The organism is Pseudoalteromonas sp. GW168-MNA-CIBAN-0100 (assembly GCF_040309225.1).
GTDB lineage: Bacteria > Pseudomonadota > Gammaproteobacteria > Enterobacterales > Alteromonadaceae > Pseudoalteromonas > Pseudoalteromonas arctica.
In genome coordinates this window covers 1-234 of the sequence record NZ_JBEOOL010001137.1, presented here as the reverse complement: position 1 = coordinate 234, position 234 = coordinate 1, and the positions used below count along the sequence as shown (strand labels likewise).

General features: G+C 44.4%; 1 pseudogene. It reads right to left on the bottom strand.

The features are described 5' to 3' along the window. Nucleotides 1–234: pseudogene (locus AAEY62_RS24935) on the bottom strand (16S rRNA (cytosine(967)-C(5))-methyltransferase RsmB); the annotation flags it as partial.

The window sequence follows — 234 nt, the reverse complement described above, 5'->3', positions numbered from 1 at the left end:
TGGTGGGCGTGTCTTTATCATGTAGAGGAATATGCTCAACATCATTGTTATTAGCTAAAAACTTAGCAACTTGTTGTTGGTTTTCTTGAGGGAGTACTGAACAAGTAGCGTATACCAAGGTGCCACCTGGCTTTAGAAGCGGCCAAATACTATCGAGTATATCGCCTTGTAATGCTGCTAAATCGGCAATGTCTGATGCACGACGCAACCACTTTATATCGGGGTGGCGGCGAA